This is a genomic window from Streptomyces sp. NPDC021019 (assembly GCF_044333295.1).
In the GTDB taxonomy this organism is placed as follows: domain Bacteria; phylum Actinomycetota; class Actinomycetes; order Streptomycetales; family Streptomycetaceae; genus Streptomyces.
Window position 1 is genome coordinate 1,066,439 of the sequence record NZ_JBIRQR010000002.1, and the last position, 25,377, is coordinate 1,091,815.

Sequence of the window (25,377 nt, forward strand, 5' to 3'; positions counted from 1 at the left end):
TGCTCCTCGTGCTGGGCCGTCCGGCCGAGCTGCTCGTCTCAGCGCTGCTCCGACGGTGGTGGGGGTGGGGGCGGGATCCCGGCCTCGTGGGCGACGACGGCGGCCGCGGCCCGGTTGTCGACGCCGAGGCGGGCCAGGACGGAACTGACGTGCGCCTTGACCGTGCCTTCGACCAGGTGCAGCCGCCGGGCGATCTGCCCGTTGGACAGCCCGCCGCCGAGGTGCGACAGCACTTCGCGCTCTCTGGGCGTCAGCCCGGCGACCCGCTTCCGGGCCGCGTCCCGCCGGCCGGCCAGGGCCCCGGCCTCGGTGGACGCGAGGTGCGCCACCACGCGGGCGGCGACCTTCGGTGACAGATAGGCGGCGCCTTCGGCCACGGCCCGCACCCCGGCGACGAGTTCCTCGGGCTCGCCGGACTTGATCAGGAATCCGGCGGCCCCACAGCCCAGCGCCCGCAGGATGTAGTCGTCCTCGCCGAACGTGGTCAGCATGACGACACCGGTGGCGGGCAGGGTGCGGCGGATCTCGGCCGCGGCGTCGATCCCGTTGGTCCCCGGCATCCGTACGTCGAGGACGGCCACGTGCGGGCGGTGCGCCCGGGCCAGCTCCACCGCCTCGGCCCCGTCGGCCGCCTCGGCGACGACCTCGATGCCCGGGTCGGTGGCGAGGACGGCGCGCACGCCGGCCCGGATCATGGGCTCGTCGTCGGCGACGAGGACCCGGATCGTCCCGGCCGGGGCCGGGGCCGGGGCCGTGTCCGCCGCCCGGGCCGGGTGCGCGGGGGCCATGTCCGCCGGAGACGCGGCCGCCGCCCCGGTCGCGTCCGCCGGGTTGGTGTCCGCCGCCCGGGCCGCGTCCGGGCGGCTCATCGGGCGCTCACGGTGTCAGCGCGTCGCGGGAGACCAGCCTGCCGTCCCGGAAGCAGAGCCGGTACGCGTCTCCGGACCGGTCGTCGAAGCGGTCGGCCGTCATCGCGTAGAACTCGCACGTCGCACCTCGTTCCTCCGGCCCGGCGCCCGCCGGCCGCTCCACCGACTGCCGGTCCGGCAGCGCCTTCCGTATGTCGGCCCGATCCTGCCCCACCCGCAGCCGGGCGTAGTCGCGCGGGTCGAGCACGGACCGGGACGCGGCCACCGTCTCCCACATCCCCACCCCGGCGAGCAGCACCGCGCCCGCTGCCAGCGGCACCGACAGCGCGGTGAGCAGGGTGCGGCGGACCCGCCGCCGCGCCCGCCGGTATCCGGCCGGCCCGGGGCTCACCCCGCCGGCGGCGGGCCGGGGCGCGGGGTGGGCGGGGGCGTGGTGGGGCAGCCGGGCTTCGACGGTGAAGCCGCCGTCGCGGGGGCCGTGGTCGAGGGTGCCGCCGACGAGCCGGACGCGCTCGTCCAGCCCGATGAGGCCTCGCCCCCCACGCCCGGGGAGCGCCCCGCTTCCGTGCCCAGCCGGTCCACGTTCCCCGTACCCGGCGCGTCCGCGCTCCCCGTACCCGGCACGTTCTCGGCCCCCGTGCCCGGCCGGCGGTTCGCCCGGGGCCCCGGGCGGTGTCGCCGGATCTCCGTCGCGGACCACCACCCGGGTCTCGGTCGCCGTGCGCGAGAGCTCGACGCTCACGGACCGGCCCGGCGCGTGCTTGGCCGCGTTGGTCAGGCCCTCCTGCACGACCCGGTGCGCGGCGCGTTCGACGGCGGGCGGAAGACCCGCCGACGCCTCTCCGGCCACCGTCAGTTCGACGTCGAGCCCCGAGGCGGCCGCGTCGCCGACGAGCCGGGCGATGTCGGAGTCCTGCGGCCCGTCCGGCGGGCCCTCGCTCTCCTCGCGGAGGACGCCGATCACCTCACCGAGCCGCTCCACCGCCGCGCCGGCCCTGCCCCGGATGTCCTGGGCGGCCCGCCGGTGCCGCTCGTCCAGGCCGGGCGACAGTTTCAGGGCCCCGGCGGACAGGGCGATCAGGCTGAGGTCGTGGCCCAGCACGTCATGCATGTCCCGGGCGATCCGGGCCCGCTCCAGCAGCCTCGCCTGCTCGGCGACCAGCTGCTTCTCCCGCTCCAGCTGTTCGGCCCTCTCCCAGCCGGCCCGGACCAGCTCCCGGTACTGACGTGAGAACCGCCCCACGAACCAGGGCACCAGCACGGCGAGGACGACCACCGCCACGAACTGCGTCCCGAGAGCGAGCAGGGACGGCGCCACCGCCACCGCCACCGCCCCGGCCACGAGCGTCCCGGCCAGGACAAGGACGACGGTGCGGCCGCGCCCGGGACCCCGCCCCGCGACGAACGCGGCGATCGCGGTCGGCAGGCCCCACCACCAGCCGACCAGACTCAGCGCGCCGAAGGCCGCCGCGGCGGGCACCAGCAGGCCACCCGGGTCCGCCCACCTGGGGCCGGGCCCACGAGCGGTCCTGTTCCTGGGGAAGAAGCTGTTCACGAAGGAGAGGCTACGGAGACCGGGAGCCTTCCGGCACTGTCGAAAGTCACATCTCCGGCACCGGGGAAGCGCCCCGTACCGGCCGGGGCGCGGCGAGGTCGAGCGGTGTCTCCACGGGCAGCAGGGCCGCAGCCCTCTCGCGCTCCCCCGCCCGGACCGCCGCGTGTACCTCGCGCGCGAGCGGGGTGACGTCGCGGACGGACACGGTCCACTCGTCCGCGTACCGCCGGGCGGCCTCACCGCTCAGCCCGAGCTGGAGGGAGCGGTACGGGAGCGGGTTCAGGTCGAGGTCGCGTTCGGGGTCCCACTGGACCCGGGCGGGGGCGGTGCGCAGGCTCCGCTTCCAGGACGCGGCGTCGGCGTGCACATCGCGTACGTAGTGGGAGAGTTCGGCGTGGGCGAGGGCCCATTCCAGGCCGTCACGGTCGATCTCGACGGCCAGGACGACCTCCTGCCCCTCCTTCGTGCCCCAGCCGCAGCGGTACATCATCCACAGGAAGCTGGGCTTGATCCAGGTCATCCGGTCCCGCTTCCAGGCCTCGGGGAACCGCCCGTCGCGTGCGGCGGGCAGCCCGATGGCGGGGCGGTACGCCTGGTAGACGGTGACGGTGGCGGCTGTCTGCCGGGCGCGGATCTCGTAACGGGGCGGGAGGGCCGGGGCGTTCATGGGTCACAGGATGCCGGGCGGGGCGGTGCCCGGCATCCGCTTTTCGCCGGGCGGTGCGGTCCCGCCGACACACCGGTCCCCGCCGACACACCCCGCCGACGCACCGGCCCCCGCCGGCACCGGGGTGCGGGCGGGGACCGGTGAGAACGGCGGGGGCGGCCCTCAGTGGTTGCGCGGGAAGCCGAGGTCGACGCCGGCGGGGGCGTCGGCCGGGTCGGGCCAGCGGGTGGTGACGACCTTGCCGCGCGTGTAGAAGTGCACGCCGTCGTTGCCGTAGATGTGGTGGTCGCCGAAGAGCGAGTCCTTCCAGCCGCCGAAGGAGTGGTAGCCCACGGGGACCGGGATCGGGACGTTCACGCCGACCATGCCGGCCTCGACCTCCAGCTGGAAGCGACGGGCCGCGCCGCCGTCGCGGGTGAAGATCGCGGTGCCGTTGCCGAACGGGGAGGCGTTCATGAGGGCGACGCCGTCCTCGTACGTGTCCACGCGGAGCACGCACAGCACCGGGCCGAAGATCTCGTCCTTGTACGCGTCGGAGTCGGTGGAGACCTTGTCCAGGAGGGAGAGGCCGATCCAGTGGCCGTCCTCGAAGCCCTCGACCGTGTGCCCGGTGCCGTCCAGGACGACCTCCGCGCCCTGGGCGGCGGCGCCCGTGACGTAGGAGGCGACCTTGTCGCGGTGGGCGGCGGTGATCAGGGGGCCCATCTCGGAGGCGGGGTCGTTGCCGGGGCCGATCGTGATCTTCTCGGCGCGCTCACGGATCTTCGCGACCAGTTCGTCGCCGATCGCGCCGACCGCGACGACGGCGGAGATCGCCATGCAGCGCTCGCCCGCGGAGCCGTACGCCGCCGAGACCGCCGCGTCGGCGGCCGCGTCCAGATCGGCGTCCGGGAGGACGAGCATGTGGTTCTTCGCGCCGCCCAGCGCCTGGACGCGCTTGCCGTTGGCGGAGGCGGTGGCGTGGATGTGGCGGGCGATGGGGGTGGAGCCGACGAAGGAGACGGCAGCCACGTCGGGGTGGTTCAGCAGGCCGTCGACGGCGACCTTGTCGCCGTGCAGGACGTTGAGGACGCCGTCCGGGAGGCCGGCCTCCGAGGCCAGCTCGGCCAGCAGGTTGGCGGCCGAGGGGTCCTTCTCGCTGGGCTTCAGCACGAACGTGTTGCCGCAGGCGATGGCCAGCGGGAACATCCACATCGGCACCATGGCCGGGAAGTTGAACGGCGTGATGCCCGCGACGACGCCCAGCGACTGGCGGATGGAGGAGACGTCGACCCGGTTGGACACCTGGGTGGACAGCTCGCCCTTGAGCTGGGTGGTGATCCCGCACGCCAGCTCGACGATCTCCAGACCGCGGGCGACCTCGCCCAGCGCGTCCGAGTGCACCTTTCCGTGCTCGGCGGTGATCAGCGCGGCGATGTCGTCGCGGTGGGCGTCGAGCAGCGCGCGGTAGCGGAAGAGGACGGTGGTGCGCTGGGCGAGCGAGGAGGTGCCCCACGTCGCGTACGCGGCCTTCGCCGCCGCCACGGCCGCGTCGACCTCCTCCACGGAGGCGAGCGCGACCTGTGTGGTGACGGCGCCGGTGGAGGGGTCCGTGACGGGACCGTACTGGCCCGACGTGCCCTCCACTGTCCTGCCGCCGATCCAGTGGTTGACGGTCTTCGTCATGACGTACTCCTTCAGGCTTCTGGCCGCTCGGGCAGGTGCGAGTGGCTTCGCGCCGGTTCGAGCTGGTTCAGGCGGGCTTCACAGATGGCGGCGTCGGGCGGCGACCTGCCGGTCGTACTCCTCCCGGGCCTTGACCGCCGCCGGGCGGCTCGCGGTCTCGGCTACCGGAACATCCCACCACGCCTGTGCCGGAGGGGGGCCCGACACTGTGTCGGGCGTTTCGGTCTCGACGTAGACACAAGTGGGGGCCTCCGCGTCACGGGCCTCGGAGAGTGCTTCGCGCAGGTCGTCGACGGTGGTGGCGCGCAGGACGTGCAGGCCGAGGGAGGCCGCGTTGGCTGCCAGGTCGACGGGGAGCGGCGGGCCGGTGAAGCCGCCGTCGGCGTCCCGGCGGCGGTAGGCCGTGCCGAAGCCTTCGGCGCCGACCGACTCGGAGAGGCCGCCGATGGAGGCGTATCCGTGGTTCTGGAGGATGAGCAGTTTCAGCGGCAGGTTCTCCTGGACGGCGGTGACGACCTCGGTGGGGTTCATGAGGTACGTGCCGTCGCCGACGAGCGCCCAGACGGGGCGGCGCGGCGTACGGACTCCGTCGGCCAGCAGGACGCCGATCGCGGCGGGGATCTCGTAGCCCATGCAGGAGTAGCCGTACTCGACGTGGTACTGGTCGCGGGAGCGGGTGCGCCAGAGCTTGTGCAGGTCGCCGGGGAGGGAGCCCGCGGCGTTGACGATGATGTCGTCCTCGGTGACCAGGGCGTCCAGCAGGCCGAGGACCTGGGCCTGGGTGGGCCGTGCGGTGGGGTCGGGGGTGGCGAAGGATGTCTCGACCCGTGCCTCCCACGCTTCCTTCGCGCCGGTGTACTCCGTCTCGTACGCCGGATCGACCCGGTAGCCGCGTCCGGCGAGCGCCGCCGTGAGCGCCTCCAGGCCCGCGCGGGCGTCGGCGACCAGCGGGAGGGCGGCCAGCTTGTGGGCGTCGAAGCCGGTGATGTTGAGGTGGAGGAAGCGGACGGCCGGATCGGCGAAGAGCGTGCCGGAGGCGGTGGTGAAGTCGGAGAAGCGGGTGCCGACGCCGATCACCAGGTCGGCGGTGCGGGCCAGTTCGTCGGCGGTGGCGGTGCCGGTGTGGCCGATGCCGCCGACGTCGGCCGGGTGGTCGTGGCGGAGCGCGCCCTTGCCCGCCTGGGTGGAGGCGACCGGGATGCGGGTCGCGGCGGTGAACGCGGCGAGCGTCTCCTCGGCGGCGCTGTGCCGGACCCCGCCGCCGACGACGATCAGGGGGCGGCGGGCGGAGCGCACCGCCCGTACCGCGGTCTCCAGTTCGTGCGCGTCGGGGGCGGGCCTGCGGACATGCCAGTCGCGCTCGGCGAAGAACTCCTGCGGCCAGTCGTACGCCTCCGCCTGCACGTCCTGCGGCAGCGCGAGCGTGACCGCCCCGGTCTCGGCGGGGTCGGCGAGGACGCGCATCGCCTGCAACGCGGCCGGGATCAGCGCCTCGGGCCGGGTGATCCGGTCGAAGTAGCGCGAGACGGGGCGCAGACAGTCGTTGACCGAGACATCGCCGGCGTAGGGCACTTCCAGCTGCTGGAGTACGGGGTCGGCGGGGCGGGTCGCGAAGGTGTCGCCGGGGAGGAGGAGGACGGGCAGGCGGTTGATCGTCGCGAGGGCGGCTCCGGTGACGAGGTTGGTGGCCCCCGGTCCGATGGACGTGGTCACCGCGTGCGCGGAGAGCCGCCCCGACTGGCGGGCGTATCCGACGGCCGCGTGCACCATGGCCTGTTCGTTGCGGCCCTGGAGGTAGGGCATGCGGTGCGCGGCCCCGTTCCCGCCGTCGCCGTTCTCGCCGCCGCCGTTCCCGTCGCCGCTTCCGCCGCCGCCCGCCTCGACGAGTGCCTGGCCGATGCCCGCGACGTTCCCGTGCCCGAAGATGCCCCAGGTGGCGCTGATGAGCCGCTGCCGCCGGCCGTCGCGCTCGGTGTACTGCCGGGCCAGGAAGGCGACCAGGGCCTGAGCGGTGGTCAGTCGGCGGGTCGGTCCGTGGGGGTGCACGGGACGCGCCGGGCTCGCTGGACTCGTCGGGCTCGTCGGGCTCGCGGGACTCGTCGGGCTCAAGGCGTTACCTCCGGGCCGGGCGACGGATGCGCCGTGTACAGCGGGAGTCTGGCGTCGATCGGCTCGTCCCGCCAGGTGTCGCGGATCCAACGGTGGTCGGGGTGGTCGCGGATCAGCCAGGCGCGCTCCTCCCCCGGCCCGGCCATCACGTTCAGGTAGTAGAGCGTCCGGCCGGGCGGGGCGATGGACGGGCCGTGCCAGCCGTCGGGGATGAGGACGGCGTCGCCGTCGCGCACTTCCGCGAGGACGTCCGTACCGCCGTCGCGTGACGGGGAGACCCGGTGGTAGCCGATCCCGCCGTCCGCGACCTCGAAGTAGTAGATCTCCTCCAGTGCGCACTCCTCGCCCGGCACGTGCTCGTCGTGCTTGTGGGGCGGGTACGAGGACCAGTTGCCGCCGGGGGTGAGCACCTCGACGGCGATCAGCCGGTCGCAGTCGAAGGTGTCGGCGGCGGCGAAGTTGTTCACCTGGCGCGAGCAGGTCCCGGAGCCGCGCAGCTCGACGGGTACCTCCGGCGCGGGGCCGTAGCGAGCGGGGAGTCGTCGCTCGCACTTCGCTCCTGCCAGGGCGAAGCGGCCACCTGCGCCGGAGGCGATCTGTGCGTGGGAGTCGCGCGGTACGTAGGCGAAGTCGGAGACCCCGCTGAACACGTTCTCCCGGCCCAGCAGTTCAAAGGTCTCGCCTGCCGTACGCACCGTACATGCACCGGCCAACGGCAGGACGATCCATTCACTTCCGCCGGTGTCGAGCGTGTGAACTTCTCCCGGTTCCAGCTCCAGCACCCGCAGGGCCGAGCGGTCCCAGCCGGCCCGCTCGGGGTCGATGTCGACGGCGTACGCCCCGCGCGCGACGCTGCCGGCCGGCAGGTGGTACCGGTGAACCCGTTCAGGGGGGTGATGCTTCGTCATGGCTCTTCCCTACCCGTGCCGAGCAGCGATACGGCGGTGTCGACGGCACCCGTCACGTTCCCGTCGGCCGGGTAGAGCAACGAGCGGCCCACCACCAGCCCCCGCACGGTGGGCAGCCGCAGCGCGTCGCGCCATTTCCCGTACGCGGCGTCCTGGTCGTCGCCGACCTCGCCGCCGAGCAGGACGGCGGGCAGCGTGGAGGCCTCCATCGCCCGGGCCATGGCGTCGGGGTCGTCGGTGACGGGGACCTTCAGCCAGGTGTACGCGGACGTCCCGGCGAGGCCCGACGCGATGGCGATGGAGGTCGCCACGGCGGCGGCCCCGAGATCGTTGCGGAGGCGGCCGTCGACGCGCCGGCAGAGGAAGGGCTCCACGAAGACGGGCAGCCGGTGCGCCGCCATCGCGTCGATGGTCCGGGCGGCGGTGTGCAGGGTGTCCAGCGAACCGGGGTCGTCGTGGTCGATGCGCAGCAGCAGCTTCCCCGCGTCGAACCCGTGGCGGGCCAGGTCGTCGGGGCGGTGGCCGGTGAACCGGTCGTCGAGCTCGAACGCGGCGCCGGCCAGCCCGCCGCGGTTCATCGAGCCCATCACGACCTTGTCCTCCAGGGCTCCCAGCAGGAGGAGGTCGTCCAGGACGTCGGCGGAGGCCAGCACTCCGTCGACGCCGGGGCGGGAGAGGGCGAGGCAGAGCCGTTCCAGCAGTTCGAAGCGGTTGGCCATGGCCAGGGGCCGGTCGCCCACCGCGAGCGCGCCGCGCGCGGGGTGGTCCGCAGCGATGATCATCAGCCGGTCGCCGGGGTGCCGGATCAGCCGCCGCCGTTTCCGTCGCGCGGCGGCCTCGGCGACGGCTTCGGGACGCTCGGCGCGCAGCCGCACGAGCTCGGCGACGGAGGGAGCGAGAGACGTCACGAGCCGGCTCCGCCCGGGGAATCTCCGCCCGGGGAATCTCCGGCCCGCGAATCCTCGGCCCGGGAATCTGCGGCCCGGGAATCGGCCGGGAAGCCCGCCGGAGCACCCGGGCCGGCCGTCACGGCTCCGGCCGCGAGGGCCCCCTCGACCTCGTCCGGGAAGGGCATCGCGGAGGAGCAGGCGAGCCGGGAGGCGACGATGGCGCCGGCCGCGTTCGCGTACCGCACGAGGCGGTCCAGCGGCCACCCGGCGAGCAGCCCGTGGCAGAGAGCGCCCCCGAACGCGTCCCCCGCGCCGAGTCCGTTGACCACGTCCACCGGCAGGGGCGGGCAGTCGGCGGTGGTGCCGTCGCGGTGTACGGCGAGCACGCCCTTCGGGCCCTGTTTGACGACGGCGAGCTCCACCCCGGCCGCGAGCAGGGCCCGGGCCGCGGCGTACGGTTCGCGTTCGCCGGTCGCGATCCGGCACTCGTCGACGTTGCCGACGGCGACCGTGGCGTGGGCCAGCGCTTCGCGGTACCGCGCGGAAGCCTCGGCGCTGTCGTCGCCGCCGTCCCAGAACATGGGCCGCCAGTCGAGGTCGAAGACGGTCGCCGTACGGGGCGCACCGGCGGGGCGGGCGTCGGTCGGGCGGGCGTCGCGCGCCGCGAGGGCGGCCAGGGTGGCGGAGCGGCTGGGCTCGGCGCTGAGTCCGGTGCCGGTCATCCAGAAGATCCGGGCCTCGCGCACCGCGTCCAGGTCGAGCTCCGGCGCGTGGATCTCCAGATCGGGGGCCTTGGGGTGCCGGTAGAAGTAGAGCGGGAAGTCGTCCGGCGGGAAGATCTCGCAGAAGGTGACCGGGGTCGGATACTCCGCCACGGCCGTCGCCCAGCGGGCGTCCACCCCGAACCGTTCCAGTTCCTGGTGGAGATAGGCGCCGAAGGCGTCCCGTCCGGTCCGGGTGATCACGGCCGTCCGCCGCCCCAGCCGGGCCGCCGCCACCGCGACGTTCGTCGGGGAGCCGCCGAGGAACTTGCCGAACGTCTCGACCCGGGCGAGCGGCACCCCGACCTCCAGCGGGTAGAGGTCCACCCCGATCCGCCCCATGGTGATCACGTCGTACGGCTCAGGCATGCCCATCCCTTCGACCCACCGGTGGCCGGCTGGTCCCAGGTCTAGCCCCCTCCCGGGAACCGTGTCAACATTTTGTCCGGACATTCGGACGAACCCTTGACACTCTTCCTCGCGGGCCCTGAGGCTGGGCGTTATGACCCCCTCCGTCCGCTCCTCGGCCCGCATCCGTATCGGCTCGGCCCCCGACTCCTGGGGTGTCTGGTTCCCCGACGACCCGCGTCAGGTGCCGTGGCAGCGCTTCCTCGACGAGGTGGCCGAGGCCGGGTACGCGTGGATCGAACTCGGCCCGTACGGCTATCTGCCCACCGACCCGGCGCGGCTGGCCGACGAGACCCGCGAGCGGGGGCTCACCGTCTCGGCCGGGACCGTCTTCACCGGACTGCACCACGGCCCGGACGTCTGGGACCGGACGTGGGCGCATGTCGCGGACATCGCCGGACTGACCCGGGCGATGGGCGCCGAGCACCTGGTCGTCATCCCGTCCTTCTGGCGCGACGACAAGACGGGCGAGGTGCTGGAGGACCGGGTGCTCACGCCCGCGCAGTGGCGTGAGCTGACCGCGCAGACGGAGCGGCTGGGCCGGGAGGTCCGGGAGCGTTTCGGGCTGCGGATCGTCGTCCACCCGCACGCCGACACCCACATCGACACCGAGGAGAACGTCAACCGCTTCCTGGACGCCACCGATCCGGATCTCGTCTCGCTCTGCCTGGACACCGGGCACTACGCCTACTGCGGCGGCGACAGCGTCAAGCTCATCGAGACGTACGGGGAACGCATCGGCTACCTCCACCTCAAGCAGGTCGATCCGGAGATCCTGGCGACGGTGGTGGCGGACGAGGTGCCGTTCGGCCCGGCGGTGGCCAGGGGCGTGATGTGCGAGCCGCCCGGCGGGGTGCCCGCGCTGGAGCCGGTCCTGGAAGCGGCCCGGGCCCTGGACGTCGACCTGTTCGCGATCGTGGAGCAGGACATGTATCCGTGTGCGCCGGACAAGCCGTTGCCCATCGCCCGCCGCACCCGGGAGTTCCTCCGCTCCTGCGGAGGGCCCGGCGCCCCGGCCTGAGCCCGCCGGACGCGTCGGGCTCCGGCCCTCGGCTGCCGTACCGCCCCGACTGCCCCGGGTCAGATCCCCGTGCTTCCGTCGACGCGTTCGCGGATCAGGTCGGCGTGGCCGCAGTGCCGCGCGTACTCGCCGATCATGTGGGTGTAGATCCACCGCAGGGTGACCTGTGCGCCCATGAACGGGCTGGTGTCGTCGAGCGCCCGGGCCGCGCAGTTCTGCCGGGCCCGTGCCACCTCGGCCTCCCACTGGGCGAGCGCCCGCTCGTGGGTGGCGTCCTCGGCCAGCTCCCAGCCGCCGTCACGGCCCTCGGCTCCGTCCCCGCCACCGGCCGGAGGGGCGTGGAGCGGCGGGGCGTCCTCCTGCGCGAGCACGCGGCGGAACCAGTTGCGCTCGACCTCCGCCAGGTGTTGGAGCAGTCCGAGCAAGGTGATCGGCGACGGTGCGGCGGACGCCTCGCGCAGCCCCTTCTCGGGCAGATCCGCGCACTTCTGGGCGAGGGTGGCGCGGTAGAAGTCGAGCCAGCTCTCCAGGGAGACGCGTTCATCGGCGACCAGAGGGGGCATCGGGCGTTCGGAAGTACTCATGCCCCCCATCGTGGCAGCCGGGTCCGACAACGGCCCCGGCCCGCACCACCGGGCCGGTTCATCCCTTCTGCCACAGCAGTAACCGTTTTGACACACATATCTCGGTTACGCGTGGTTTCTGTCACAGTCGGTCGACAGCCCCACGCCGCCAGCCGCCCGGGTCGTTCAACCGGGCACGGGCTGAGTGATCGTCAGCCCGTGCTGCGGAGCGCAGCAGAGAAGCCCTGAGAGGTGTCACTGATGACCGACAGAACGCTCTGGTCCTACAAGGACATTGCCGCGCACATCCAGGTCCAGCCGGACACCGTCCGCTCCTATCGCAAGCACGGGCTCCTGCCCCCGCCCGACCAGGTGAAGAACGGGAAGCCGTACTGGTACGGAGACACCGTCCGCGCGTGGGTCGCCTCCCGCCCCCGCGACCGGGGCCGCTGACACCCCGCCCGCACAGTGCCCCCCGCCCTCCCCGGCCCGGGCCCGTCAGTCCCGGGCGGGCGCCCGGAAGAGGGCCGTCCAGAGGAACGACTTCCCGAAGAGCGGGGAGGGGGGATCCTCGTCGTTCATCCGGCGCAGCTCGATCTCCGTCAGGCCGGAGAAGACGTGGCGCAGCGCCTCGGGCGAGTAGGCGAGTCCCCCCTGGAGGCCCCCCGTCCGGTAGAGCTCGGCGTCCGGCAGCTCCGAGCCCATTCCGCCCTCACCGGCGGCGAAGCAGGTGAGCGCGAAGTGGCCGCCGGGCGCGAGGCAGCGCTCCAGGAGGGCGAGGTAGCTGATGCGCCGGTGGGGCGGCAGGTGGTGGAAGCAGCCGGAGTCGTGGATCAGGTCGTAGGGCCCGGCCAGGGCGGCCCCCGCCGCCGTCAGTGCGAACGCGTCGCCCCGGTGGAACCGGACGCCGTGGGCTCCCGCGCTCTCCGCCCGCTCCCGCGCCCAGGCGATCGCCTCCGGCGAGAGGTCGACCCCGTCGACGTCGAAGCCGAGCGCGGCCAGGTGCAGCGCGTTGCGGCCTGGTCCGCAGCCGAGGTCGAGCGCGCGGTCCGGGGTGATCAGCCCCTCGCGGAGATACCCGTCCAGACTCTCGTCGGGCTTGTCCACGAAGAACGGCACCGTCCTCGAACGGTCCGCGTAGAAGTCGTCCCACCAGGACGCCCCGCCGGCCGTCCACCGGTCCGCCGCCGGGGCGAACAGCCCGTCCATCAGTGCCAGCACATCGTCCGTCGTCGTCACGTTCCGGTCCATCCGGGCCCCCTTCTCCGATGGAGTAATTCTAGCCAGCTGGAGCATAAAACCCCAGGTCAGCGGTGTTTCGCCGATGCCGTGGGCAGGCCCCTGGCGGCTTCCGGGGCGGGCGGGGAGGCGGGCCCACCGACCTCCACCCGTTCGGTGCCCCGCGGGCCCTCCGGGGCCTGCTCCGGGGGTGTTCCCGGCTTCCCCGAGGGCTGTTTCCGAACGGCTTCCCCGCTCCCTTCGCTGAGGCCGAACCTGCGGTGGAGGGAGCGCAGAGGCGCGGGGGCCCACCAGGTGGAGCGGCCCATCAGCTTCATCACCGCGGGGACCAGCAGGCCCCGTACCACCATGGCGTCCATCAGGACGGCGAGGGCGATGCCGAGTCCGAGCATCTTGGTGTTGGTGACCCGCGAGGTGCCGATGGCCACCATGACGACCGCGAGGATCACGGCGGCCGCGGTGATCAGTCCGCCGGTGTGCCGGAGTCCGAAGGTGACGGAGTGCTCGTGGTCGCCCGTGCGGTCGTGCTCCTCCTTGATCCGGGATATCAGGAAGACCCCGTAGTCCATGGAGAGTCCGAAGGCGACGCAGAACATCAGGACGGGCAGCGTCGTCTCGATGTCGCCCGTGCTGGTGAAGGCGAGCGGCCCGGAGAGATTCCCGTCCTGGAAGACCCAGACCACCGCTCCGAACATCGCGGTCAGGCTGAGGGCGTTGAGCACGACCGCCTGGAGCGGGATGAGCACACTGCCGGTGAGCAGGAAGACCAGGAGCAGGGTGACCACCACGATGATCCCCACCGCCCAGGGCAGCCGGTCGGCTATGGCGTCCTTGGAGTCGACGAGGACCGCGGCCGTGCCCGTCACCGAGGTGTCGAGGGAGGGGGCGGACTGCACGGCCCTCAGGTCCCGTACGAGCTGCTGGGCCTCCTCTCCGACGGCTGCCCCCTCGGGCAGCACGCCGAAGAAGGCGACGGAGTCCCCGGTGACCGGGCCGTCGACCCGCAGGACGCCGGGGAGCCGCTCGATCCGGCCCTTCAGCTCCGCGTACTCGGCGGGGGACCCCTGCCCCTCGGCCAGCACCTCCAGGCCGCCGCCGGGGCTGCCGGGGAACCCGTCGCGCATGTGTTCCTGGACGACCCGGGACTCCGCTCCGGCCGGCAGCTGGCGGTCGTCCGCCGTGCCGAACTTGACGCCCAGGAAGGGCAGTCCGAGCAGCAGGAGCCCGACGGTGGTGACGACGGCGAAGACGGGCGCCCTGCGCATCACCAGAACCGACAGCCGCGCCCACCCCCTGCCGGGCGACGCACCGGCGCCGGCGGCCGCCTTCTTCCGGCGGCGGAAGAGGCGGCGCAGATCCAGCGAGTTGACCCGGTGGCCGAGCAGCACGAGAGCGGCGGGCAGCAGGATCAGCGCGGCAGCGGCGGCCAGGAGGACCACGGCGATCCCGGCGTAGGCGAAGGACCGCAGGAAGTACTGCGGGAAGACGAGCATGGCCGACAGGGACACCGCCACGGTCAGCGCCGAGAACAGCACCGTACGCCCGGCGGTCCGCAGCGTCGCGCCCACCGCGGCCCGGGGGTCCGCACCTCCGGCCAACTCCTCGCGGAAGCGTCGGACGATGAACAGGGCGTAGTCGATGGCGAGTCCGAGGCCGAGCGCCGTCGTGAGGTTCATGGCGAAGACCGAGACGTCGGTGAACTCCGTCAGGCCCCGCAGTACGGCGTTGGTGCCGAGGATGGCGACGATGCCGACACCCAGCGGCAGCATCGCGGCGACGGCGCTGCCGAAGACCATGACCAGCAGCACGAGCGTCACCGGCAGGGCGATCAGCTCGGCCCGCAGCAGATCCTCCTGGATGATCGTCTGCATCTCGTGCTGCACCGCCACGGGCCCGCCGAGGGAGACCGTCACCGGCCCCCGCTCCCCCGCGAAGGCCGGGGCGATCCGGTCGAGGGTCTCGCCCGCGGTCTTCTCGTCGCCCCCGATCCGGGCGGCGATGACCGCCTCGTGACCGTCCTCGGAGCGCAGGGTGGGGGACGCGGTCTCCCAGTAGGACCCGATGCCCGAGATTCCCGGCTCGGCCTTCAGCCGCTCGACCAGACGGGTGGCTTCGGCGGCCACCGCCGGGTCGTCGACGGTCGCGGAGCCGCTGTCCACCAGCAGGAGCAGGTTGGGCTGGGAGGCGGGGAACTCCGTCGCCAGCACCTCGGTGGCGTAGGTCGACTCGGCGTCGGGGGCCTGCCAGCCGCCGCTGCCCATCCGGTCCGCCACCCCGCTCCCCGCGAACACGGCGAGCGCGGTGATCACCAGCGCGGCCAGCAGCGCGAGCCGCGGCCGGGCGGTGACGAGCCGGGACCAGCCGCCGATCGAGGGCGGCGCGGAACGGTTGACTTCGGACATGGTGCGGTGTCCCCTTCACCGAGACCCGGGCAGCACAAGGCAGCATGGGTCGGTCGTTGCCACGTACCTTGGCAAACACGAGTGGTCGCTCGCGTTTCACTAGAATGCGAGCGGGCACTCGCGTTTGTCAACCGCATCATGAGAGCCGGGGATTGACCGTGTCGGAGGCCAAAGCCACCAAGGGCGCCGCAGCGGACGGAGCGGACGGCGGATCCACCGTCGGAGCGGATGGCGGAGCGCCGGGATCCGCCCGCCCGCGGCGCCGCCAGGCCCGCGGCGAGGCCCGCATCGCCCAACTGCTCCAGGCCGCCGCCAGCGTCTTCTGCACCAGCGGCTACACCGCGTCGAGCACCAACGCCATCGCCCGCGAGGCCGGGGTGTCGCCGGGCACTCTCTACCAGTTCTTCCCGAACAAGGAGGCCATCGCCGTCGAGCTGGGGGACCAGCTGCTCAACCGCTGGCGGGACACCTACGGCGCCGCCTTCACCCAGAGCCATATCGAGCTGCCGCTCGACCGCATGCTGGACGCCGTCCTCGACCCACTGATCGCCTTCAACTGCGAGAACCCGGCCTTCTCCGTCCTGATGCACGGCTCGGAGATCCCCGGCCGGATCACCGAGGAGCACGACACGCTGCACGCCACGATGCTGACGCGGGTCGAATCGGTGCTCGCCGGCTACCTCCCGGACGTACCGGGCGACCAGGTCCGTCGCATCGCCGACATGACCTTCATGCTCTTCAAGGCCGGGCTGGACCTGATCATGGCCCACGAGGGCGAGGAGCGCGCGGCCTACGTCCAGGAGCTGAAGACGATCATGTTCCGCTACCTGGACCCCCTGGTCGGCGACGATGTGCGCCGCCGGGCCCAGCAGACGCCGTAGGCGACCCGCACACACCCGGGACGACCACGGGACCGGCGCACGGTGCCACCGGATCGCATTTATACCCCCTAGGGGTATAGTGTGGATACGGCGGATCGCCGGGGCCCTCCATGGCCCCCCGCGCCCCGCCACGCCGCCGTAACGTGTTCGCGAAGAGGAGAACGCCATGACCGCCGAGACAGAGACCACCCAGTCCACCGGTTCCTGCTGCACGCCCACTGGTTCCTGCCACGACGGCGCGACCGACGTGCGGATCGACCAGACCGACGGGATCACCACCGTGTACCAGGTCAAAGGCATGACCTGCGGCCACTGCGAGGGCTCCATCGCGGAGGAGATCTCCGGGATCGCGGGCGTGACCTCGGTCGCGGCCGTCGCCGCCACCGGCCTGGTCACCGTCACGTCCAAGGCCCCGCTGGCCGAGGACGCCGTCCGCGCCGCCGTCGACGAGGCCGGGTACGAGCTCCTCGGTCCGGCCGCCTGAAGACCGGCCGGAGCAGCCACCACCCCGTTCGCCCGCCGTCGGGCCGCACCTCACCGGTCGACATCGGTGGGGTACGGCCCGATCCGCGTCTCCCGGCAGCCCGGCCTCCCGCACATCACGATGACGGGACGAGGTCCGCGGGCGACGGGCACCGGGGCGGACCTGGCGACCGGGGCGAGCGACCTCACACCGGTTCGTGGAGATCTCAAGGTGACGGCTGACGAGATCCGCCTTTCCAGGCGTACGCTGGCCACCATCGGGGGCAACCCCCTCAGGGCCCGCGGAGGCAACGTCGCGGCCTTGCCCCTGGCTGCAAGTGACCTGCTCAACCCTGTGATCGGGGGAGCCGTCATGGCGTTTACGTCCATGTTCGTCGTCACGAACAGCCTACGGTTGCGTGCCTTCACGCAACTTCCACAAAGAGATTTAGATCACACCGGTTTCAGGGTAACCATCCGGTGGGTTCGTGAGTCTTAGAGTGCGAGCCAAGGATGTCTTGGGGGACGTCCGATGGAGTGTCTTGGGGGACGCTCCTGTGGCAAGCGGTGGCCGGGGCACGTGCACCGGGGAGCTTTGAGCGGCCCTCCCGTGCGTACGGACCCCGGCGGACCGCGGCACAACAGAAGAACGGGAGCTTCGGCTCCGTACAGACGCCCGGCCGGATCCCGTGGGGGGAATCCGCTCCGGGATATGGGAAACGCCCCGACCGTCGACCCGTGGGGGGATCGGCGGCGGGGCGTTTCTCGCTTTCCCGCCCACTCGGTCGAGCCCCGTACGCGCCCCGCATGAGCCCGCTCGACCGCCGTACGCGCCGCGCGACGGCCCGTACGACGCCGAATCGCCCCGGACACCGCGCTCTGTGCGAAGCGCGGTACGCGGGGCGAAGACAGTCGGCCGAAGAGGCCGGGCACTACCGGGGGGTACGAGGTGCGGGTCAGCGGCCCTCGACCGGGACGAAGTCGCGCAGGACCTCGCCGGTGTAGATCTGACGCGGGCGGCCGATGCGAGAACCCGGCTCCTTGATCATCTCGTGCCACTGGGCGATCCAGCCGGGAAGCCGGCCGAGCGCGAAGAGCACGGTGAACATCTCGGTCGGGAAGCCCATGGCCCGGTAGATCAGACCGGTGTAGAAGTCCACGTTGGGGTAGAGGTTGCGCGAGACGAAGTACTCGTCGGAGAGCGCGTGCTCCTCCAGCTTGAGCGCGATGTCGAGCAGCTCGTCGGACTTGCCGAGCGCGGACAGCACGTCGTGGGCGGCGGCCTTGATGATCTTGGCGCGCGGGTCGAACGACTTGTACACCCGGTGGCCGAAGCCCATCAGGCGGACGCCGTCCTCCTTGTTCTTCACCTTGCGGATGAAGGAGTCGACGTCGCCGCCGTTGGCCTGGATGCCTTCCAGCATCTCCAGGACCGACTGGTTGGCGCCACCGTGCAGGGGGCCCCACAGCGCCGAGATGCCGGCGGAGATCGAGGCGAACATGTTCGCCTGCGAGGAGCCGACCAGACGCACGGTGGAGGTCGAACAGTTCTGCTCGTGGTCCGCGTGCAGGATGAGCAGCTTGTCCAGCGCCGAGACGACGACCGGGTCCAGCTCGTACTCCTGGGCGGGGACCGAGAAGGTCATGCGCAGGAAGTTCTCGACGTACCCGAGGTCGTTGCGCGGGTAGACGAAGGGGTGCCCGATCGACTTCTTGTAGGCGTACGCCGCGATCGTCGGAAGCTTCGCCAGGAGGCGGATCGTCGAGAGGTGACGCTGCTGCTCGTCGAACGGGTTGTGGCTGTCCTGGTAGAACGTGGAGAGCGCGCTGACGACCGAGGACAGCATGGCCATCGGGTGGGCGTCGCGCGGGAAGCCGTCGAAGAACCGCTTGACGTCCTCGTGCAGCAGCGTGTGCTGGGTGATCTCGTTCTTGAAGGTCGCCAGCTCGTCGACCTTCGGCAGATCGCCGTTGATCAGCGTGTACGCGACCTCGAGGAACGACGAGCGCTCGGCGAGCTGCTCGATCGGATATCCGCGGTAGCGCAGAATGCCCTGCTCACCGTCGAGGTACGTGACGGCGGATTTATAGGCGGCGGTGTTGCCGTATCCGCTGTCCAGCGTCACCAGGCCGGTATTGGCCCGGAGCTTCCCGATGTCGAAGCCCTTGTCGCCGACGGTGCTGTTGATCACCGGGTAGGTGTACTCGTCATCGCCGTACCGCAGTACTACAGCGTTGTTGGTGTGCTCGCTCACGTCATCCCTCACCGACGTAGTGCCTCTTCTTCGAGGTGCCCTGACTGTCTTCCACCCTCCCCCATTCGGCTCAGGAGAGTGCACTCGGGGTCGTCCATTGGACTCATTGGCGGCACTGAGTGCCGCCAACTTACTCATCCTGCCCCCTTGACTGCGGTTCCGGAAGACCTCCGTGATGTTTCCCACCGATTTGATCGATCATTTTTGCCACGGCTCACACGAAGTCTTCTCCCGAGCCGCCCCGGAGCCGGAAATCCAGTGCCGTACAGCGTCTGCCTGCGGAAACCGTGCGGACCGCCTGGCCGATCGCCTTACGGGAGCCGACCAGGACCACCAGCTTCTTGGCCCTCGTCACGGCCGTGTAGAGCAGGTTGCGCTGGAGCATCATCCAGGCGCTGGTGGTGACCGGGATGACGACGGCCGGGTACTCGCTGCCCTGGGAGCGGTGGATGGTCATGGCGTACGCGTGGGCGAGCTCGTCCAGCTCGTCGAAGTCGTACCCGATCTCCTCGTCCTCGTCGGTGTGGACGGTGAGCTTCTGTTCGTCCAGGTCAAGGCCGGTGACAACGCCGACCGTGCCGTTGAAGACGCCGTTCTCGCCCTTGTCGTAGTTGTTTCGGATCTGGGTGACCTTGTCGCCGACCCGGAAGACCCGGCCGCCGAACCGCTTCTCGGGGAGGTCGGGGCGGCCCGGGGTGATGGCCTGCTGGAGCAGCCCGTTCAGATTCCCCGCACCCGCCGGGCCCCGGTGCATCGGCGCGAGTACCTGCACGTCACGGCGGGGATCGAGGCCGAATTTGGCCGGAACGCGACGGGCCGCCACATCGACGGCGAGCTTGCCCGCGTCCTCCGTCTCGTCCTCCACGAAGAGGAAGAAGTCGCTCAGCCCCTCCGTGAGCGGCGGCTGCCCGGCGTTGATCCGGTGGGCGTTGGTCACGACGCCGGACTGCTGGGCCTGGCGGAAGATCCGGGTGAGCCGGACGGCGGGGACCGGGCCGCCCTCCGCGAGCAGATCGCCCAGCACCTCCCCCGCGCCGACCGAGGGCAGCTGGTCGACGTCGCCCACGAGGAGGAGGTGGGCACCGGGTGCCACCGCCTTCACGAGCTTGTTGGCGAGCAGCAGATCGAGCATCGACGCCTCGTCCACGACGACCAGATCCGCGTCCAGCGGGCGGTCCCGGTCGTAGGCCGCGTCCCCGCCCGGCTTCAGCTCCAGGAGCCGGTGCACGGTGGACGCCTCGGCCCCGGTCAGCTCCGAGAGGCGTTTGGCGGCGCGCCCGGTGGGGGCGGCGAGCACCACCTTGGCCTTCTTCGCCCGGGCCAGCTCGACGATGGACCGTACGGTGAACGACTTCCCGCAGCCGGGGCCGCCGGTCAGGACGGCCACCTTCCGGCTGAGCGCGAGCCGTACGGCCTGCTCCTGCTCGGGCGCGAGGGTGGCCCCCGTACGGGTGGCGAGCCAGGCCAGGGCCTTGTCCCAGTCCACGTCCCGGAAGGCCGGCATGCGGTCCTCGCCGGTCTTCAGCAGGCGGCGCACCTGCCCGGCGAGGGACAGCTCGGCCCGGTGGAAGGGGACCAGGTAGACGGCGGTGACCGGTTCACCGCCCTCGGGGGACGGCACCTTCTCCCGTACGACGCCCTCCGGATCGGCGGCCAGCTCGGCCAGGCACTCGATGACCAGCCCGGTGTCGACCTGGAGCAGCTTGACGCCGTCCGCGATGAGCCGTTCCTCGGGGAGGTAGCAGTGCCCCTGGTCGGAGGACTGGGACAGGGCGTACTGGAGGCCGGCCTTGACCCGCTCGGGGCTGTCGTGCGGAATGCCGACGGCCTGGGCGATCCGGTCGGCGGTGAGGAAGCCGATGCCCCAGACGTCGGCGGCCAGCCGGTAGGGCTGGTTCTTCACGACGGAGATCGAGGCGTCCTCGTACTTCTTGTAGATGCGGACGGCGATGGAGGTGGAGACCTCGACGCTCTGGAGGAAGACCATGACCTCCTTGATCGCCTTCTGCTCCTCCCAGGCGGTCGCGATCATCTTCGTGCGTTTGGGGCCGAGGCCGGGGACTTCGACCAGGCGTTTCGGCTCCTGCTCGATGATGTCGAGGGTGTCGACGCCGAAGTGGGTGGTGATCCGGTCGGCCATCACCGGCCCGATCCCCTTGATCAGCCCGGAGCCGAGATAGCGGCGAATGCCCTGGATGGTGGCGGGCAGCACAGTGGTGTAGTTCTCCACGGTGAACTGCTTGCCGTACTGCGCGTGCGAGCCCCAACGGCCCTCCATCCGCAGCGATTCGCCGACCTGCGCGCCGAGCAGCGCACCGACGACGGTGAGGAGGTCACCGGCCCCGCGTCCGGTGTCGACGCGGGCGACCGTGTACCCGTTCTCCTCGTTGGCGTAGGTGATCCGCTCCAGGACCCCTTCGAGGACGGCCATGTTGGACATGACCCGACGCTACCGGGTGGCACTGACAGGGCGGTTCGCGGCCCGGGGCCCGTCGGGCGGCGGCCGTGGGCCCGCTGCTGGGCGGATGGCCCGCCGCCTCGACACGGTGCTGGAGTCCCTCGCCTCCACCGCCTCGTCCGGCTCGTTCGACGCCCCGGGCGCCGAGGTACTCCTGACGGTCGCCGACGCGGTGCGCCACCGCAGACCGGTCGCGGTCAGGCACACCGACCGCGTGGGCCGGCGCAGCGACCGCACGCTGCATCCGTACGGGATCGTGGCCCACTCCGGCCGGTGGTACGTCACCGGCGGCGGCCCGGCGAGCGGGGAGGACCGGAACCTGCGGCTCGACCGCATCCTGGACGCCAGGGCCCTGCCGGGGCCCTTCGAGGAACCCGCGGGAGCGGACCCTGCGGAGCGGCTCCTGGCCGGCCTCGCCACGGCGGCCTACCGGTACGAGGTGACCGTGCGGGTCCACGGGACGGTCGAGCAGATCCGTGCCCGGCTGCCCGCGAGCATCGCGGGGGCGGAGGACGCAGAGGCGGTGCGGGTGGAGGGCATGGCCCCGTGACCGAGCGTCGGTCGCGCGTCGAGATCCGAGCGGAGCGGCTCGACTGGCTGCCGGTGGTACTCGCCTCCCCCGACCGGCCGTTCGTCATCGACCGCCCCGCCGATGTGCGCGACCGGGTCGCCGCGTTCGCGGACCGCCTGGCGAGCAGCGCGCGGCGCACCTGACAGGGGTTCGCGTTTCGCCCCCTACCCCGGTAGCACTTCCCTTTTGGCTCCCCGGTATGACGCCCCGTGCCCGGCCGTCCCCGCACCCTGCCTCTCGTCGGTACAGCGCTACAAGCGGATCGCGAGAGGGCGGAACGGAACATGAGGCTACGCAGGGACAAGCGGCACACGGCGGGCGACCGGCCGGAGCCCCCGGCCGCCACACCCGGGCTCGCCGTCGAACTGCGCGGCGTCCGGCGGCAGTACGGGCGCGGCGCGGGTGCCGTGCACGCCCTCGCGGGCGTCGATCTCGCCCTGCCGCGCGGTACGTTCACCGCGATCATGGGGCCGTCCGGGTCCGGCAAGTCCACCTTCCTCCAGTGCGCCGCCGGGCTCGACCGGCCCTCGGCTGGGTCCGTGCGCCTCGGCGGTACGGAGATCACCGGGATGAACGAGAACCAGCTCACCGAGGTGCGCCGCAGCCGCCTCGGCTTCGTCTTCCAGGCCTTCAACCTGCTGCCCTCGCTGACCGTGGAGCAGAACGTCCTGCTGCCCCTGCGCCTCGCCGGAAAGCGCCAGGACCGCCGCCGGGCGGCCGGGGTGCTCGCGCAGGTCGGCCTCGCCGACAAGGCGCGGCGGAGGCCCGGCGAGCTGTCCGGCGGCCAGCAGCAGCGGGTGGCCGTGGCCCGCGCCCTGGTGACCGCCCCCGACGTGGTGTTCGCCGACGAGCCCACCGGGGCCCTGGACACCGGCACCGCCGCCGAGGTGCTGGGCCTGTTGCGGCACGCCGTCGACTCCGCCGGGGCCACCGTCGTCATGGTCACCCACGACCCGACCGCCGCCGCCTGGGCCGACCGGGTGCTGTTCCTCGCGGACGGGTCGTTCGCCGGGGGGCTGGAGCGCGGTTCGGCCGAGCAGATCGCGCAGCGGATGAGCGCGCTCACCGCCCGTACCGCCGGTGCGGGCGCGATGGCGGGAGCGGGGGCGGCGGCGTGATGCGTCCCAACGGGCTCGCCCGCGCGGCCGTCCGCTTCAAGCCCGCCTCCTTCGCGGGGACCTTCGTGGCGCTGATGATGTCCGCGCTGATCGTCACGGCCTGCGGGATCCTGCTGGAGACCGGGGTGCGCGCGTCGGTGCCGCCGGAGCGGTACGCGGACGCACCGGTCGTCGCGGCGGCGGACCAGTACAGGTACGTCGTCACGGGCAGCGGGGAGGACCGCGAGGAGGAGGCGGTCCCGCTGCCCGACACCGCACGGGTGGACGCCGGGTTGGCGGCGAAGGCCGCCGGGGCTCCCGGCGTGGCCGCCGCCGTCGCGGACTTCACCTTCCCGGTGCGGGCGGCGGGCCCCGGGGCCGACCGGGAGGGCCGTGAACTGCCCGTCGCCGAAACCGCGTTCACCGCGCACGGCTGGGGCTCGCACGTCTTCACCGGTACCGCGCTGACCGCCGGTTCCGCGCCCCGTACGGGCGAGGTCGTCCTCGACGCGGGGACGGCCGGCACGGCGAAGGTCGCCGTCGGCGACACCCTCGCCCTGCACACCGCCGCCGGACAGCGGGACTTCCGCGTCGCGGGCGTCGCGGAGGCCGGGCCTGCGGAGAGCGCCCGGAGCACCGGTACCGCACAGCCGCTCGCCTGGTTCTCCGACGCCGAGGCCGCCACGCTGGCCGGGCATCCGGGCAAGGCGGACGCCGTCGCCGTCCTGGCGGAGCCCGGCACCGGTGCCGACGCCCTCGCCGCCTCCGTCGAGCGGGCCCTGGCCGGCTCCGGGGCGCAGGTGCGCACCGGCGACGACCGGGGCGCGGTCGAGGACCCGGGCCTCGGCTACGCCAAGGAGACGCTCTTCGGGCTCGGCGGCTCCTTCGGCTCCATCGCCACCATCGTCGCCGTCTTCACCGCGGCAGGGACCGTGGCCCTGTCCGTGTCCCAGCGGGCCCGGGAGTTCGCGCTGCTGCGCGCCGTGGGAGCCACCCCGCGCCAGGTCCGGCGCGCGGTCGCCGCCGAGGCGCTGCTCATCGCACCGCTCGCCGGGCTCGTCGGCTGCCTGCCCGGTATCGGGCTCGCGTACTGGTGGTTCGGGCAGTTGCAGGACCGGGGCGCGATCCCGGAGGCGGTCCAGGTGCACGTCTCCGGCATCCCTCTCCTCGTCGCCGTCGCCGTCGGACTGCTCACCGCGCTCGGCGCGGGCTGGGCGGCCGGGCGCAGGCCCGCCAGGATCAAGCCGGGCCAGGCGCTGAGCGAGGCCTCCATGGAGCGGCTGCGGCCGGGCGTGATCCGTACCGTGCTGGGGATCGGTGCGCTGGTCGGCGGCGCGTTCCTCACCGGCGTCTCCGCCAACTCCACCGGGGACGACGCGGCGGGCTCGGCGCTCGGCGTCGTCATGTGCTTCATGCTCGCCGTCGCGCTGCTCGGCCCGCTGGTGGCCCGGCTGTGCGCGGGCCTCTTCGGTCTCCCGCTGCGCGGGGCGGGCCCGGCCGGGGAGCTGGCCGCCGCCAACTCCCGTACCAACGCCAAGCGGTTGGCCTCCGCGATCACCCCCATCGTGCTCGCCATGGCCTTCGCCTCGACGCTCGTCTTCCTGCACACGAGCGAGAGCCACATCGCGGACGGGCAACTGCGCGCGGGCATCACAGCGGACCATGTGGTGACGGATCCGGCCGGGCTCCCGGTGGACGCGGCGGAGCGCGCGGCGCGAACACCGGGCGTGGACGCGGCCGTGGGCCTGCTGAACACCCAGGTGCTGGTGCCGGTGGGCTCCGGGGAGTTCAGCTCGCTCCAGGGCGCGGCGGCGCAGGGCGTCACCGGGACCGGCGCGGAGCTGGCGAGGGTGCAGGACCTGGACGTGCGCGAGGGGAGCCTCGACCGGCTCGGCGAGGGGCGGATCGCCATCGACCGGACCCTGGCGAACTCGGCGGACGCAGGCGTCGGCGACCGGCTCCCGCTCCACCTCCCCGACGGTACGAGGACCGCCCCCGAGATCGTCGCCGTGTACGGGCGCGGCCTCGGCCTGGCCACGGTGACTCTGGACCGGGAGACCCTGGCCGGCCACGTCTCGTCCGGTTTCGGCAGCACCCTGCTGGTGCGCGGCGGATCGGGGAAGTCGCTCACGGCCCTGGGCGAGGTCACCGACGCCTCCGGCTTCGCCACGGAGCGGAGCCTCGACGCGAAGTTGGGCGCGTGGTCCAACAACACGATGGCCGGGGTCCTCGGCGGCTTCGCCGCGATCGCCGCCGTCAACACCCTGGTGATGACGGTCCTCGACCGCCGCCGCGAACTCGGCACGCTGCGCCTGGTCGGCTCCACCCGCCGCCAGGTGTTGCGGATGCTCCGCTGGGAGAGCCTGCTGGTGTCGACGGTCGGTGTGGTCCTGGGCTCGGCGATCGCCGCTGCGACGCTCGTCCCGATGGTGCGCGGCACGACGGGCGAGGCGCCGTACGTACCGCTGTTGCTGTACGGGTCCTTCGTGGCCGCCGTCGGCGGACTGGGCCTGCTCGCCGTCACTTTGCCGGCCCGGGCGGCGCTGCGCCGGTGGTCGTAGCGCGTGCGGAGGGGCGGGGGGCCGGGGCTCCCCGC

19 protein-coding genes and 2 pseudogenes are annotated in these 25,377 nt (G+C 72.7%); 8 read left to right on the forward strand and 13 right to left on the reverse strand.

From position 1 onward, the window contains the following. Nucleotides 1–38: 38 nt before the first annotated feature. The 8 genes from ACH4RG_RS15810 to iolC all read right to left on the reverse strand — a co-directional run bounded on the left by ACH4RG_RS15810 (nt 39) and on the right by iolC (nt 9,793). Nucleotides 39–869 (reverse strand): response regulator, encoded by an 831-nt coding sequence (locus ACH4RG_RS15810; RefSeq protein ID WP_397928051.1) that lies wholly within the window; start codon nt 867–869, stop codon nt 39–41. Nucleotides 870–876: 7 nt separating this feature from the next. Continuing rightward, complete coding sequence (locus ACH4RG_RS15815; RefSeq protein ID WP_398539783.1) at nt 877–2,349, reverse strand: sensor histidine kinase; 1,473 nt, start codon at nt 2,347–2,349, stop codon at nt 877–879. A 121-nt stretch (nt 2,350–2,470) separates the two neighbouring features. Then, entirely contained in the window at nt 2,471–3,091 is a 621-nt protein-coding gene (locus tag ACH4RG_RS15820; RefSeq protein WP_398539680.1) for a DUF4291 domain-containing protein, read from the reverse strand. A 162-nt stretch (nt 3,092–3,253) separates the two neighbouring features. After that, a complete protein-coding gene (locus ACH4RG_RS15825) occupies nt 3,254–4,756 on the reverse strand; it encodes a CoA-acylating methylmalonate-semialdehyde dehydrogenase (protein WP_397916923.1) in 1,503 nt (500 codons plus the stop codon). Nucleotides 4,757–4,834: 78 nt separating this feature from the next. Beyond that, complete coding sequence (gene iolD / locus ACH4RG_RS15830) at nt 4,835–6,802, reverse strand: 3D-(3,5/4)-trihydroxycyclohexane-1,2-dione acylhydrolase (decyclizing) (RefSeq protein ID WP_398539681.1); 1,968 nt, start codon at nt 6,800–6,802, stop codon at nt 4,835–4,837. A 59-nt stretch (nt 6,803–6,861) separates the two neighbouring features. Beyond that, nucleotides 6,862–7,773: a 5-deoxy-glucuronate isomerase gene (gene iolB / locus ACH4RG_RS15835; RefSeq protein ID WP_397916925.1), complete on the reverse strand. Its 912-nt coding sequence runs from the start codon at nt 7,771–7,773 to the stop codon at nt 6,862–6,864. Next, the gene (locus ACH4RG_RS15840; RefSeq protein WP_397916926.1) at nt 7,770–8,681 is read right to left on the reverse strand and encodes a deoxyribose-phosphate aldolase; all 912 of its coding nucleotides are present in this window, start codon (nt 8,679–8,681) and stop codon (nt 7,770–7,772) included. Before ACH4RG_RS15840 ends, iolB begins: the two co-directional genes overlap by 4 nt. Then, nucleotides 8,678–9,793 carry a 5-dehydro-2-deoxygluconokinase gene (gene iolC, locus ACH4RG_RS15845; RefSeq protein ID WP_398539682.1) on the reverse strand — a complete coding sequence of 372 codons (1,116 nt, stop codon included), beginning with the start codon at nt 9,791–9,793 and terminating at the stop codon, nt 8,678–8,680. The genes ACH4RG_RS15840 and iolC overlap by 4 nt, the downstream gene beginning before the upstream one ends. Before the next feature lie 133 nt (nt 9,794–9,926). On the opposite strand from iolC, the gene ACH4RG_RS15850 reads away from it, so the two are divergent. Continuing rightward, a complete protein-coding gene (locus tag ACH4RG_RS15850; RefSeq protein WP_397916928.1) occupies nt 9,927–10,853 on the forward strand; it encodes a sugar phosphate isomerase/epimerase family protein in 927 nt (308 codons plus the stop codon). 59 nt (nt 10,854–10,912) lie between these two features. On the opposite strand, the gene ACH4RG_RS15855 is transcribed toward ACH4RG_RS15850, so the two are convergent. Next, nucleotides 10,913–11,437 (reverse strand): DinB family protein, encoded by a 525-nt coding sequence (locus ACH4RG_RS15855; protein ID WP_397916929.1) that lies wholly within the window; start codon nt 11,435–11,437, stop codon nt 10,913–10,915. Nucleotides 11,438–11,677: 240 nt separating this feature from the next. On the opposite strand from ACH4RG_RS15855, the gene ACH4RG_RS15860 reads away from it, so the two are divergent. Beyond that, a complete protein-coding gene (locus tag ACH4RG_RS15860; RefSeq protein WP_398539683.1) occupies nt 11,678–11,869 on the forward strand; it encodes a helix-turn-helix transcriptional regulator in 192 nt (63 codons plus the stop codon). 45 nt (nt 11,870–11,914) lie between these two features. Here ACH4RG_RS15860 and ACH4RG_RS15865 read toward each other — a convergent pair whose 3' ends face one another. Both ACH4RG_RS15865 and ACH4RG_RS15870 read right to left on the reverse strand, forming a co-directional pair. After that, nucleotides 11,915–12,667, reverse strand: coding sequence for a class I SAM-dependent methyltransferase (locus tag ACH4RG_RS15865; RefSeq protein WP_398539684.1), 753 nt, complete (start codon nt 12,665–12,667; stop codon nt 11,915–11,917). A gap of 56 nt (nt 12,668–12,723) precedes the next feature. After that, nucleotides 12,724–15,057: an MMPL family transporter gene (locus tag ACH4RG_RS15870; RefSeq protein WP_398539685.1), complete on the reverse strand. Its 2,334-nt coding sequence runs from the start codon at nt 15,055–15,057 to the stop codon at nt 12,724–12,726. A 158-nt stretch (nt 15,058–15,215) separates the two neighbouring features. Between ACH4RG_RS15870 and ACH4RG_RS15875 the strand changes: the two genes are divergently transcribed. The 3 genes and pseudogenes from ACH4RG_RS15875 to ACH4RG_RS15885 form a co-directional block, all read left to right on the forward strand. Further along, complete coding sequence (locus tag ACH4RG_RS15875) at nt 15,216–15,938, forward strand: TetR family transcriptional regulator (protein WP_397916931.1); 723 nt, start codon at nt 15,216–15,218, stop codon at nt 15,936–15,938. 166 nt (nt 15,939–16,104) lie between these two features. Beyond that, on the forward strand, nt 16,105–16,422 hold the full coding sequence (locus ACH4RG_RS15880) for a heavy-metal-associated domain-containing protein (protein ID WP_397928040.1): 318 nt from the start codon (nt 16,105–16,107) through the stop codon (nt 16,420–16,422). 141 nt (nt 16,423–16,563) lie between these two features. Further along, a pseudogene (locus ACH4RG_RS15885) lies at nt 16,564–16,830 on the forward strand (heavy metal translocating P-type ATPase); the annotation flags it as partial. 526 nt (nt 16,831–17,356) lie between these two features. Here ACH4RG_RS15885 and ACH4RG_RS15890 read toward each other — a convergent pair. Both ACH4RG_RS15890 and ACH4RG_RS15895 read right to left on the reverse strand, forming a co-directional pair. After that, nucleotides 17,357–18,655, reverse strand: a complete 1,299-nt coding sequence (locus tag ACH4RG_RS15890) for a citrate synthase (protein ID WP_397916933.1) — start codon at nt 18,653–18,655, stop codon at nt 17,357–17,359. 214 nt (nt 18,656–18,869) lie between these two features. Beyond that, nucleotides 18,870–21,095: an ATP-dependent RecD-like DNA helicase gene (locus ACH4RG_RS15895; protein WP_397916934.1), complete on the reverse strand. Its 2,226-nt coding sequence runs from the start codon at nt 21,093–21,095 to the stop codon at nt 18,870–18,872. Nucleotides 21,096–21,099: 4 nt separating this feature from the next. On the opposite strand from ACH4RG_RS15895, the pseudogene ACH4RG_RS15900 reads away from it, so the two are divergent. From ACH4RG_RS15900 to ACH4RG_RS15910, 3 genes and pseudogenes are all read left to right on the forward strand, one after another. Then, nucleotides 21,100–21,827 (forward strand): annotated as a pseudogene (locus ACH4RG_RS15900) (helix-turn-helix transcriptional regulator); the annotation flags it as partial. Nucleotides 21,828–21,968: 141 nt separating this feature from the next. Then, the gene (locus ACH4RG_RS15905; protein WP_397916935.1) at nt 21,969–22,802 is read left to right on the forward strand and encodes an ABC transporter ATP-binding protein; all 834 of its coding nucleotides are present in this window, start codon (nt 21,969–21,971) and stop codon (nt 22,800–22,802) included. Next, nucleotides 22,802–25,342 (forward strand): FtsX-like permease family protein, encoded by a 2,541-nt coding sequence (locus ACH4RG_RS15910; protein WP_398539784.1) that lies wholly within the window; start codon nt 22,802–22,804, stop codon nt 25,340–25,342. The genes ACH4RG_RS15905 and ACH4RG_RS15910 overlap by 1 nt, the downstream gene beginning before the upstream one ends. The last annotated feature ends 35 nt before the right edge of the window (nt 25,343–25,377 follow it).